The following is a 12690-nucleotide window of genomic DNA, read 5'->3' as shown; positions in this document are numbered from 1 at the left end:
CCCTGAGCGACGATGCGCTGCTGGTGCACATCAAGGCCATCCATACCGAGACACGTGGTGGCTACCCACCCGGACTAGCCTTCGCCTGAGCCCCTCCTCTTCTCCCTCTTCCCCGCCCTCCTTGCATCCGTCCAATGGGACGCGTCCTATGACAGTTTGACCCGCATTGAGACTGGCCCAGGTATTCACTGGGGACTCCTTCCAAGATACTTTCTGCACTCGTTGCAGCGCAGCAATCAAAGGTTTCTGCAACGGGGAATTTGCTCCTCTTTGCAGCCCCCAGGAACGCCATGACAACCCACAGCCCCCTGCCAGAACTTCAGTCACACACGCACGCCGATTGGCGCCTCACGAGTCACGACAGCCTGGTGGAGTGCGCGCTGTGGATGTGCGAGCGCTATGGATTCGCGCGCACCGCCCAGGCGCTCACTGCGGGGCTGCCCAAGGGCGGCAAGTTGGCGCCCTCGCTGGCCTTGGAGGCGCTCACCCAGGCAGGCCTGAGCGTCGGGCTGGTGCAGCGCAAGCTGGAGGCCTTGCCCGAGCACGTCATGCCCATGATCCTTTTGCACAAGGGCTTTGGCAGCTCCATCGTGCTGGCGCGACGCCAGGGCGTGGACGACAAGGGCCACGAGCAGGTGATCTACCAGCTCATTGCGCCCGAGGTGGGCAGCGAGGCGGTGGAGTACACCCAGCCGGAGCTGCAAGCGATCTATTCGGGCTACGCCATCTTGGTCAAGCCGCGCGCCAAGGTGGACGCTCGCGCCGGCGAAGTGTCGCCCCAGCCGGCGGGCCACTGGCTGTTCAAGACGTTGTGGCGCTACCGCAGCTACTACTACAGCGCAGCGCTTGCAGCCCTGTTGGTCAACGTGCTGACCCTGGCGAGCATCTTCTTTACGATGAACGTCTATGACCGCGTGGTGCCCAATCAGGCCTACGTGACGCTGTGGTCGCTGGCCATTGGCGTGGGTGTGGCGATGCTGTTTGAGGCCATCTCACGATACGTTCGCGGTCATCTGCTGGACGTGGCGGGCAAGAAGGCAGACTTGGTGATGGGCACCCTCTTGTTTCGACAAGCGCTGGCCATCCGGATGGAGCGCAAGCCCGCTTCCTCGGGCTCCTTTGCCAACCAGCTGCGCGAGTTCGAATCAGTGCGCGACTTCGCCACTTCGGCCACCCTTTCGGCAATCTCCGATCTTCCCTTTGTGGTGCTGTTTGTGGCCGTCATCTTCATGGTGGGCGGCGCGCTCGGCTGGATTCCTCTTTTGATGATTCCTCTGATCATCGCCATCAGCGTGATCGTGCAGTGGCCTCTGGCGCGGGTGATGAAGGAGAACTTACGCGAGGCGTCGTTGAAGCAGGGCGTGCTGATCGAGTCGGTCGAAGGGCTGGAGACCATCAAGGCGCTGGGCGGCGAAGGCCACATGCAGCGGCGCTGGGACACCTACAGCGCGCTGGCCGCGGCCACCTCGCTGAAGTCTCGCCAGCTCTCCAGCAAGGCAACCAACCTGGTGGCCTTCTTACAACAAATGCAGACGGTGATGATCGTGGTGCTGGGCGTCTATCTCATCGACTCGGGTGCTATTACGCTGGGTGCGCTCATCGCCTCTGTCATGCTCGCAGGCCGCGTGACGGCGCCCCTGTCCCAGGTGATGGGCCTGGCGCTGCGCTTTCAGCAGGCCAAGGCGGCTTTGGTGTCGCTCAACGAGCTCATGGACAAGCCCGTTGATCGCGACCCCAAGCGCGAGTACCTGCCCAAGCCGCCGCTCAATGGCCAGCTCACGCTCAAGGACATCAAGTTCTCCTACCCAGCGCTGCCCATGCAGCCCAGCCCGGAGATTCTCAAGGGCGTGAACCTGCGCATTGCCCCCGGCGAGCGCGTGGCGATCCTGGGGCGCATCGGCAGTGGCAAATCGACCTTGCTGCGCATCATGGCCAGGCTGTACCAGCCCACCGGGGGCCAGATGTTCTGCGACGGGCTGGATGTCGAGCAGGTGGATCCGGCCGACTGGCGCTCCAGTGTGGCCTATGTCGGCCAGGATGCCAGGCTGTTCTACGGCACGCTGCGCCAGAACGTGATGATTGCGCGCCCCGAGGCCAGCGCCGAAGAGTTCCTGCGCGTCTTGCAGCTGACGGGGCTGGACGAAGTGGCTCGCCGCCATCCCCAGGGCATCAACCTGCCCATTGGCGAGGCCGGCGAGGGTCTGTCGGGCGGGCAGCGTCAACTCGTGTCACTCGCACGCAGCTTGCTGGCCAGGCCTCAGCTGCTGCTGCTGGACGAGCCCACCAGCGCCATGGACTCCCAAACCGAAAAGACATTTCTGGAGCACCTGGCACGCGCCACGCAAGACCAGTCGATCGTGGTGGTCACCCATCGGCCGTCCTTGCTCGCGCTGGTGCAGCGCATTGTCGTGATCGAGGAGGGCAAAGTCGTCGCCGATGGCCCCAAGGATCAGGTCATGGCCAAATTGGCCGCCAAGTCGCCCGCGCCCCTGAGCGCGGTGCCTGCCAAGCCCGCGGCGCCCACCGCCGATGCGATGCCGCTGGCCGCATAAGGCCACATAAGGCCGGCCGCTTCCCTCCTCCCACACGCCCACCCCATCTTCTATCCATTTGAGGCCAGCATGTTCACCAAACTCATCCACAAATTGCGAGGCATCGAGCCCAAGCTCATGCCGGCCGATGCGGCCTTCATGAACGATGTGCGCGAGGCGCTCTTGATCCAGCGCACCCCGGGCTCCAAGCTCGTTCTGTATCTCATCGCCTTGGTCATCATCTGCGGGCTGAGCTGGGCCAGCTTCGCGCGCGTGGAGGAGATCACGCATGGCGAGGCAACCATCATCTCCAAGAGCCGCGAGCAAATCATCCAGAGCCTGGAGGGCGGCATTTTGGAGGAGCTGAGTGTGCGCGAGGGAGACATCGTCGAGAAGGGCCAGGTGCTTGCCAAGATCGACCCCACCCGCGCGCAGACCAGCTACCGCGAGGCCAACTCCAAGGCCATTGGCTTGAAGGCCACCTTGGCGCGCCTGCGCGCTGAGGCCTACGGCCAGCGCTTGGAGTTCCCAGACGATGTGAAGGCCTATCCGGAGCAGGTCAAGCAAGAGACGCTGGCCTACAACGCGCGTCGTCAGGCACTCAACGATGCCGTGGCTGCCCTGGAGCGCAGCTACCAGCTCTCGGCCAAGGAGATTGCGATGGCGCAGCCTCTGTCGGCCAAGGGCCTGATCTCCGAGGTGGAGCTGTTGAAGATGCGCCGCCAGGCCAACGAGCTCAGGTCCCAGATCGTGGAGCGGCGCAATAAATACCAGGCGGACGCAAACTCCGAGATCACCAAGCTGGAGCTGGAGCTGGCGCAAACCAATGAAACCGTCGTCGGCCGCGCAGACGTTCTGCAGCGCACCACCCTCACCGCGCCCGTGCGCGGCACCGTCAAGAACGTTCGCGTGAACACCATCGGCGGGGTGATCCAGCCGGGCGAGCACATCATGGAGATCGTTCCGCTGGAAGACCAGCTGCTGGTCGAGGCCAAGATCCGGCCCTCGGACGTGGCCTTCTTGCACCCCAACTTGCCGGCCACGGTCAAACTGAGCGCCTACGACTACGGCATCTACGGCGGCCTCAAAGGCACCGTGCAGCACATCAGCCCCGACACCCTCAAGGACGATCCCAAGGAGGCCGCCGGTCGCGCCGAGACCACCTACTACCGCGTGCTGGTGTTGACCGAGTCCAGCGCCTTGAACGCCGCAGGCAAGTCCCTGCCCATCATCCCGGGCATGGTCGCCACAGTGGACATCCGCACCGGCGAGAAGACCATCCTGGACTACCTGCTCAAGCCCATCTTCAAGGCCAAGGAGGCATTCAGGGAGCGTTGATCAGTGGGAGTGCGCTATGCAGAACAGCATCAACGCCGAGTTTGGCAACCCGGTTGCGAATCTGCAGCAACGAGTATGAGAGGCAATCAAGGGACTTGAGGCACTTCCCGCAAGGTGGCATTTGCCCCGCCCGATTCGTCTCACATGCACTGAACGTCATCGTGTAGTCCCGTTTTCGATTCTTGAACCTGAGGTGAAGCCATTCACAGCGATCTCCCGTGAGTACAACCCGGAGATAGGAACCCTGACCGCGTACAGCCATCATGGGCAGCAGGACCACTGCAACACCAGCCCGAATGTAAGGTCGCAAACCTTCCAAGACTTCACCACGCGAATGTTGCTCTTCTCGGGCGGACCATGTAGGCGATTCAGCAGCCCACTTTGAAACCGGCAGCAGCCCAGGTAGAGTCAATTGCATCTAAGCTCGTTTCAAGGAAAGGCGGCAACCATGAGGTGGGTTCGCTTGTGCTTTTTGACTCGCTCCTTCTCGTTCGCGATTGCACTATCTCTTTGCGCGGAGTTCTCGAACGCTCGCGTAGATCCCGGCTTTACGGCCGAGGAGCTCGACTGGATTAGAAGCCACCCTGTCGTCACCTATGTGGTCGACGCCCACGCGCATCCGTTCGAATACATCGAAAATGGCGAGTACAAGGGCTTGCCGGCCGAGTACCTGAAACATGTCGCACGAATATCCAAACTTGAGTTTCGGCTAGTTCCAACCGCAGACTGGAGCGAAGCTCAACAGGCCTTTCTAGACGGTAAGGCCGAGCTCTTTCCCAACGTTTCAAGACTAAGGATATCTCCGCAAGTCGAAAGTAAGTTGTTCATTACGGAGTCCTACTTTGGCGCAACCACGATCATCGTTGCGCGCGCAAATGAACCCGTCGTCTTGGCCGCGAAGAAACTCGATGGAAAGACTGTCGCGATGCGTAGGGACAGCATCTACGCGCATCAGATGGCGGCGCGCCACCCCGACATAAAGCTTCTGCTCTTCAAAACACCCGGCGAGGCGTTGGAGGCGCTCGCGGATGGAAGCGCCGATCTAGGAATCGGTCCAGACGTCGCCGTTCTTCCAATGATTCGGCGACGATATCCGGGACAGCTGAGCATCTCGGGCGTGTACAGCGAGCTGCCGTTCGAGATCCACATGGGCTCGCGCTCCGATCTGCCTCTACTAAACTCAATCATCACAAAGTCGCTAAACGCGATGTCGGCACGCGAGACCGACGTGATAAATGACTCGTGGTTTGAGCAGGCAGACTTTGGAGAGCCGACATGGACCTCGATTGCCAGGTATCGCCTGAGCGATCTGGCGCTTTTGACGAGCGGCATTCTCTTGCTGGGTTGGTTTGCCTATCGCGCCCATGTTGCCAGGCGAGAGGCGCAGGCTAGTGAACGGGCAGCACAGGCGAGCGAACTGGCCAAAACTCGATTTCTGGCTGCAATGAGCCACGAGATCCGCACGCCGCTGAATGCGATCTTGGGCAACCTCGAGCTGCTTGCTCATTCTGCACTTGACCCGCTGCAGACCAGCCGCCTGAAGACAGTGCGTGCGTCATCCGATGGCTTGCTTGCAATCATCGGTGACGTCCTAGATTTGTCGAAGATCGAAGCCGGACAGTTGAGCCTCGAACACATTGCATTTGATTCCGTTGATGTCCTTGAACGCTGCCTGATCATCCATGCGCCCAACGCACATGGGAAGAATATTGAGCTCTATGGCGACTTTGGAGCGGCCTCTGTGCAACTTCATGGCGATCCCGTGCGCTTCGCGCAGATCGTCAATAACCTCCTGAGCAACGCTATCAAGTTCACCACGGCCGGGAAGGTGACACTAAGGCTTGCGGTTCAAGTGACACCCAGTCCGCACATAGACGTCGCTGTCGAAGATACCGGCATCGGCATGTCACCAGCACAACAGCGCTCGCTGTTCGAGGCATTCTCACAGGCGGACAGTTCAATCAATCGGCGTTTTGGAGGAACAGGTTTGGGCCTGATGCTCTCCAAGCTCATTGCCGAGGCCATGGGAGGGTCGATTGCGGCAACCAGCGAACTGGGCGTCGGTAGCCGCTTCTCTGTCACCCTGCCTATCGACGACGGGCCTCTCAATACCTCCAGCGGGCGCACGCGGTTTGACGGCGAGCTGGTCGTCGTTGTGGCGCCCAAGGAGGAATGGCACCGATTTGTCACGCCGCATCTGACCGGTTTGGGATTGCGCATCGAGAACTACCATTCGCGAGAGCAGCTTGAAGACGCCAACCTTGGACGTGCCAGCGCACTCATGGTCTTTCCTGACCACGAGTTGTGGGACGTAGGAGGCAACAAGGGGCTGCCCGAAGCGGCACGATGCGTAATCGACTGCCAATTTGGTGGTCCAGCCCACCCCGTGCGCGACGGACATGTTCTGGCTGTGTCTTGCTATTCTTTAAGCGGAATACTAATTGCGGTTTCTGAGGCCGTGTATTCCCAAGTAGCACATTCCACGCCTACACGGCAACGATCTGATGGTGAAAGGGTGTCCGCGTCCAGTACTCCGCGGCCTCAACTGGACACACTTCGTGTTCTCGCGGTTGAAGACAATGTAGTGAATCAACAGCTCTTGAGAGACCAGCTGCGCTTGCTAGGTTGTGACGCTCACGTCGTCGACGGTGGCGTAGCTGCGCTTGATGCCTTGACCGACGAGGAGTGGGACATTCTGCTTACGGATCTCAACATGCCCGGCATGAGTGGATTTGACTTGGTGGCAGCCGTGCAGCCGAGATGGCCGACTTTGCCAATTCTGGCGATCACGGCGCACGCGACTGTAGAGGAGCACCGCAAATGCGAGGCTGCCGGCATCCGTCGAGTGCTAACCAAACCACTTTCACTGGAGGCGCTTTCAGCTGCATTGACGCCATACGCACGCAAGGCGCCGAGCCAATCGGAGCCGGAACATGGCGAAGGGTTGGATCTTCTGGGCGGTAAGCCTGTATCCCCCGAGCTGCGCGCCATCTTTGCGGAGTCCTGCGTCACGTCGCTGGCCACGATTCAGCGCACCCGACAAGCCGGAGATTCGGTCGGGCTTCGTGCGGAGCTGCACTCACTTTGCGGCGCGCTCAATATATTTGGACACAAGACGCTGGCTCAGTCGTGTGTCTCGATTGGAGAGCAGCTGCGGCGCAGCGAGTCTGCTGAAACTGCAGGATTGCTCGACGAACTCGAAGCCGGCTTAGCTGCCTTGTCGAACAACAAGCAGACTGCCCCGACCTCCCAAGGGTAGTTGGCTAAAGTGGAGCCTAGAGGGAAGGTCGGAACAAGTCTACCAATTATGCCGACGGACGTTGAACCCAGTAAACGAGACGCCACGATGGGGCAACTGAGCTTCTCGGACGCGGAGTACGCCGGCAAGAGGAAGAAGACGCGGCGAGAGGTCTTCCTCGAAGAGATGGAACTGGTGGTGCACGAGCCGATCCCCGACGAGACGACGATCCTGAACTTCCGGCACACGCTGGAGGCGTACGACCTGGCCGAGGACATCCTCAAGCAGGTCAACGCGCACCGTGCACGCAAAGGCTTGTTGCTCAAGCGGGGCAGCGTCGTGGATGCCACGATCATCGCGATCCCGAGATGCATCAGATCAAGAAGGGCAATGAGTGGCACTTCGGGATGAAGGCGCTACAGGGACTTCCCGCGAAGTCAATGGCGGCGGCATGCTGATTCTTGGCGACTCGTTTCCGTCGTCGGACCCGATCTGTTCTGCTTGGAATGTTGGATGCTATCGACGACGCCGGCAGAAGACCTGTCATGGACCGCGATAGCGTGTCCATGCAGCAAGACGACGATCATTGCGAAGCCCCGAAGGCAGCTTAGCGACAAGCTGCCTGAGCTGAGCGTCGCAGGCGAGCAGCTTCACGCCGCGGGGTCGTCCAGCGGCACAGCCTCAAGCAGCGTTCGACGCTTGGGGCGGCGGGTCAGTCTCACAGCTGTAGATTGAACTATCGCCGGCGCGAAGGCGGTCGCGCAGCGCACACGGGTGCATGAAATCTGCCAGGGCCACGCAAAAGTCCGCTGGCGCGAGCTCCAACATTCGCATGACGGAGGCGGCTTGGGCGGTGGTGAACCGCGATGGCGTGAACACGCCCACCAATCTCGCCGCGCTACGCTTGTCTCGTGTCTGAAGCTTGGCCAGTGAGAGCACCAATCGAGCTTGGAGTTCGGTAAGCGGACTGGGGGCAGATGACACGTATTCCTTCTGGACGCGACCCATTGCCACGTTGCTGGCAGCATTCAAACTGAAGAACGCGGCGGCGCGCCGGGCGATAGCCCTAAATGCGGGCAACAAAGCGATCGTCGGCCTATCGCCATTTCGCCATTCAGAGCCAGGTTGCTTCGCTACTTTGCCGAACGCCGGACGGCCATCGCTAGTTGTGTTGATTTCGGTCATGGTGAACTTGAGGTGCACGGTGTAGGTAAGGAGCGCACGATGGACCGCTGGTCCAGTGCACACTCGCAATCGGGGGCGACAAGTCATAGCTCGGATCGAAACACGCCTGAGCGATGGCTTAGGAAGTCCATGACCAACGCCGTGATCGCACACGTTGCCTTGTGGGACAGGTCAGCTGAGTCGCCGTATCTCGGGACGCTCGCTGCTCTTTCTCGTTCGCTTTAGATCCGAGATGGCCCGTCGTTCGGGGCTTACGTATTGGGCCTGGCCGTGAACAAAATGGATATGAGACACGTCTGGAAATGCCGGGCTTCGAATACGGACGGACTTTGGAAATCGGAAGATTGTCACTGGCAAGTCAGGGCGCTTGCACGACGCCCAGAGCCCAAGACGGTGTTCCTGTACCAGGATCACCAACTGGTGGCAGGCCACGCTCTACGCCAGCGCCCGGGCAAACGCGTGAGCGTTCGCGACCACTTGCCGTCGGCAGCCTTCCAAGACTTCACCACGCGAATGTTGCTCTTCTCGGGCGGACCATGCAGGCGATTCATGACCGACCATCTGCAGCAGTCGCGGCCCTGTGGGGTGCATATTTCAGGTCTAGATTTGGACCAGTCTTCTGAGAGCCTTGGATTGGGTGCGGAGCCTTGGTTCCTGGCGATCGCAACGCGACTTCGTCGAAGGATTCCTAGGAGATCAAAGGCACTTAGGCGCATCAAGCGAGGGGATTTCTGCTGGCGAGATGCGACCAAATTTTGAGACTCGTCCCATGGCGACTGGCCGCGCAGGATGGCCCAATACTTTCAGTCGACCCCAAGGGGGTGGCTTGCCATTTGAAGTTGCCGCGAGGTGCGAGATTTGCCGCTCAACAGGGCTCAACAGACCTGAGTACCTACAGCAGACGCACTGCGTAGCGGTATGCAATCACGATGGCTTCTATTGCCTGAGTCCTGATTCGTAGAACTCGAACGCACTAGACCACGCGAGACGCGTCTGCCATGCGGAACGCTCTCGATGCCGTGGGCAGGCGCCGTGTCAACGAAGGCGCTCAGGGCAGAAAGGTGACAAGTGGTGGGCTCGCTTTCCTGGCCGAGGAAGCGGACCCGTCAATCGATTGGGTGACGCTCCATACGACGACCAAGACTGCGCTTTGCCATGGTATCCGCTCGCTCCTATCTTGCTGTCTTTATCCTGACTTGTCTGGTTAGCGTTGTGTCGGCTCGTCCAAAGCCGGCGTATTCACCAGAAGAGTTGCGCTGGATAGAGCAGCATCCAGTGGTCCGTTTCGTCGTTGACCCGAATGTTGCTCCAATCGAGTATGTGGAGAACGATAGATACCAAGGGCTAGGGGCCGGATACTTGCGGGCCGTCGCCCGGCAGTCAGGCCTGAAGTTCGAACTGGTGAAAGCAAGGGATTGGTCGGGTTCTCAGCGCGCTTTTCTCGATGGCGAGGCCGACCTCTTTCCAAATGCCTCCCCACACAACGTCGCGCCGGAGGTTTCACGTGAGCTCGTGTTTAGCGCCCCATACTTCGTGACGTCATCCATCATCGTTACACGTGCAAACGAGCCGGTCGTCCTTGAACTCAAAGAGTTGACCGGACGGGTTGTCGCCATGCGCAAGAGCGGGTTCTATTCGAATTTTCTCGCGCAGGCCGGTATCGACATCGAACCTTTGTTGGTTGACGAGCCGATTGACATTCTGGAAGCCGTGGCGGACGGGCGGGCATACGCAGCGATTGGTCCTGATGCAGTTCTGCTTCCAATGGTGCGGCGATCTTTTGCGGGTCGACTCAGTGTCTCCGGCGCTTTCAGTGACCTTCAGTTCAGCACTCGGATGGCGGTCCGGGCGAGTCTTCCCATGTTGGATTCGATCATTAGGAAGTCATTGGCCAATCTAACTGCCGAGGAAACCGATGCAATCAACGATACGTGGCTTCAGCAAGCCGACTTTGGACGGCCGTCATTCGGTTCCTTGGTTCGCTACAGATTGCCTCTAATTCTGGCAGTCATTGCGTGTTTCGGGGTGCTGACATGGCTTGTTCGCCGGGCGAAAGCCGCCGAGAGTACTGCTCGAGCGAGTGAACTGGCAATGTCCCGGTTCCTCGCGGGGATGAGTCATGAGATTCGTACGCCACTCAACGCGATACTCGGCAACCTGGAGCTCTTCGCACTTTCGCCGCTCAACGCAGCGCAGAAAGACAGACTCAGAACGGTCAGAAAAGCATCCGACGGGTTGCTGACCATCGTCAATGACATCCTCGATGTTTCCAAGATCGAAGCTGGACAGATGTCACTGGAACAGATTGACTTCGACGTAGTTGAAGTTGCTGAAAGATCCTTGATGATCTTTGCTCCGGTCGCACGGGCCAAAAATCTGCGTCTTTACGGTGTATTCGACACAGCGAGCTCGCAGTGGATGCGAGGTGACCCAGCAAGACTGGCCCAGGTCATCAACAATCTGCTGAGCAACGCGATGAAGTTCACCTTGAACGGAAAGGTCACATTGCGCCTAGGGATTGAGAGGACTGCGCCACGGGATACGTTCATCGTATTGAGTATTGAGGACTCAGGGATCGGCATGACGTCTGAACAGCTTTGCAAGCTTTTCTGCGCGTTCACGCAAGCTGATCCGTCAATAAGCCGGCGCTTTGGCGGCTCTGGGTTGGGTTTGTTCTTGGCGCAGCAGTTGGTTGGCAAGATGCGCGGCAGGATCACAGCTTCCAGCACGCCGAACGTGGGCAGCGTCTTTACTGTGCGGCTGCCTCTTGCTGGCGGACATGGTGCTCAGCAATCCCGACGTGCGTTTTCTGGCGAGTCGGTAGTCGTCCTATCTCCAGCCGCCGAATGGAATGACTTTGCGGTGCCGCATCTGCGCGCATGGGGGCTGGATGTTCAGACTTGCAGCAGCCCGGCTCAGCTCGCCGAGGAGCAATTGAAGCGCGCGCGAGTAGTCATTCTTTTTGCTGAGCAGGCTAATTGGTCACACTCCGATTTGGGGCGACTTATCGGTGATGCAGCAAATGTGATCGACTGCAGTAGCCACGGTCCTGTGCGTCCGGAGCCGATAGAACACGTCATCAGTGTTTCCTGCTACTCACTCAAAGGTTTGAAGAAGGCCCTGCACCTTGCTTTGAGTGATGGAGCGGGGGGTGCCAAGACGGTCACGAGGCAAGAAGCTTCCGACCGTGCGCCGATGGTATCGCATCCGCTGCGCGTCCTCGTCGTGGAAGACAATCTGGTCAATCAGCAATTGTTCGTCGAGCAGCTAGAGACGCTGGGCTGCATCGCCAAAGTCGTCGGGTGTGGCCAGGAAGGATTGGATGCCCTTGCCGCCGGTGAGTGGGACTTGCTTTTGACTGACCTGTGCATGCCTGGCATGGACGGCTACGAGTTGGCGGCGGTCGCACATAAGAGATGGCCTCAGCTTCCTATCATGGCGGTAACTGCTCATGCCACGATGGAGGAGCGAATACGCTGTGAGGCCGCAGGAATGCAACGGGTTCTGACCAAGCCACTGTCGCTCCGAGCTCTGCACGAGGTTTTAACCAGTGTCAGCAGGTCGGCGCAGGAACGCGTCGCAGCTGCGCCGAGTGGCCCGACTTCTCCTGGTAGTCCAAGTTTTTTCCCGCGCCTCCTCGCTTGACGCCGAGACCAGTTCAAGCGCTTCCAGCATTGAGGTCACGCTCGGATGGGATGTATGCCTGTTGCCGCCTAGGGAAGGTCGGAACAAGTCCACCAATTATGCCGTCGGACGTTGAACCGGTAGACGAGACGCCACGATGAGGCAACTGAGCTTCTCGGACGCGGAGTACGCCGGCAAGAGGAAGAAGACGCGGCGAGCGGTCTTCCTCGAAGAGAATGGAACTGGTGGTGCCATGGAAGGCGATGCTGAAGGTCTCGAGCCGTTCTAGGCGGGGCGTCGCCGCAGGCCCTCCCTGCTGGACTCGATGCTGCGCGTGCACCTGATGCAGAACTGATTCGCATTGAGCGACCCGGCAATGAAGGAAGCACTGTATGAGATCGCTTCGCTGCGCAATTCGAGCGAGCCGATCCCCGACGAGACGACGATCCTGTACTTCCGGCACACGCTGGATGAGTACGATCTGGCCGAGGACATCCTCAAGCAGGTCAACGCGCACCTGGCCGAGGTATGCAGCCCCAGGGTGCCACCAGGCGATCAGTACTGAGCCACGACATCCATTTCGAAAGGGCCAAGTGCTACTTTGTTTACTCATGCATTCGGACCGTTCTGTTGGAGTGATCGATTGCGTCTGGCCACGGCGCCTTAACGAGGCGACGCTCTCCCATGGATCGAACGGGCGCTAGATGTAGTGTTTCAATAGATCGGTGTTCATCCGGAAGGGTCTGGGAAACTGGAGTTACCACGCTTCAGCTT

Annotated in this window: 7 protein-coding genes and 1 pseudogene; 7 read left to right on the top strand and 1 reads right to left on the bottom strand. The window is 59.6% G+C overall.

Features of this window, described 5'->3' with window-relative positions:
- Window positions 1-290 precede the first annotated feature (290 nt).
- From VSO01S_RS23635 to VSO01S_RS23620, 4 genes and pseudogenes are all read left to right on the top strand, one after another.
- On the top strand, window positions 291-2552 hold the full coding sequence (locus VSO01S_RS23635; RefSeq protein ID WP_068645234.1) for a type I secretion system permease/ATPase: 2262 nt from the start codon (window positions 291-293) through the stop codon (window positions 2550-2552).
- A 69-nt stretch (window positions 2553-2621) separates the two neighbouring features.
- Window positions 2622-3869, top strand: coding sequence for an HlyD family type I secretion periplasmic adaptor subunit (locus VSO01S_RS23630; protein ID WP_068645233.1), 1248 nt, complete (start codon window positions 2622-2624; stop codon window positions 3867-3869).
- A gap of 448 nt (window positions 3870-4317) precedes the next feature.
- On the top strand, window positions 4318-7128 hold the full coding sequence (locus tag VSO01S_RS23625) for an ATP-binding protein (RefSeq protein WP_068645232.1): 2811 nt from the start codon (window positions 4318-4320) through the stop codon (window positions 7126-7128).
- Between the two features lie 87 nt (window positions 7129-7215).
- Window positions 7216-7547, top strand: a pseudogene (locus VSO01S_RS23620) (hypothetical protein); the annotation flags it as partial.
- A gap of 241 nt (window positions 7548-7788) precedes the next feature.
- Here VSO01S_RS23620 and VSO01S_RS27345 read toward each other — a convergent pair.
- On the bottom strand, window positions 7789-8292 hold the full coding sequence (locus tag VSO01S_RS27345) for a hypothetical protein (RefSeq protein ID WP_153305398.1): 504 nt from the start codon (window positions 8290-8292) through the stop codon (window positions 7789-7791).
- 1155 nt (window positions 8293-9447) lie between these two features.
- Here VSO01S_RS27345 and VSO01S_RS23615 point away from each other — a divergent pair.
- From VSO01S_RS23615 to VSO01S_RS28070, 3 genes are all read left to right on the top strand, one after another.
- Complete coding sequence (locus VSO01S_RS23615) at window positions 9448-11937, top strand: ATP-binding protein (protein WP_084242075.1); 2490 nt, start codon at window positions 9448-9450, stop codon at window positions 11935-11937.
- A gap of 136 nt (window positions 11938-12073) precedes the next feature.
- Window positions 12074-12205 carry a hypothetical protein gene (locus tag VSO01S_RS28195; RefSeq protein ID WP_281179863.1) on the top strand — a complete coding sequence of 44 codons (132 nt, stop codon included), beginning with the start codon at window positions 12074-12076 and terminating at the stop codon, window positions 12203-12205.
- A gap of 87 nt (window positions 12206-12292) precedes the next feature.
- Entirely contained in the window at window positions 12293-12481 is a 189-nt protein-coding gene (locus VSO01S_RS28070) for a hypothetical protein (RefSeq protein WP_245684305.1), read from the top strand.
- Window positions 12482-12690 lie beyond the last annotated feature (209 nt).

This window comes from Variovorax soli NBRC 106424 (assembly GCF_001591385.1).
In the GTDB taxonomy this organism is placed as follows: domain Bacteria; phylum Pseudomonadota; class Gammaproteobacteria; order Burkholderiales; family Burkholderiaceae_C; genus Variovorax; species Variovorax soli.
The sequence above is the reverse complement of the archived record's forward strand: the minus strand, read 5'-3'. Positions and strand labels throughout refer to the sequence as shown.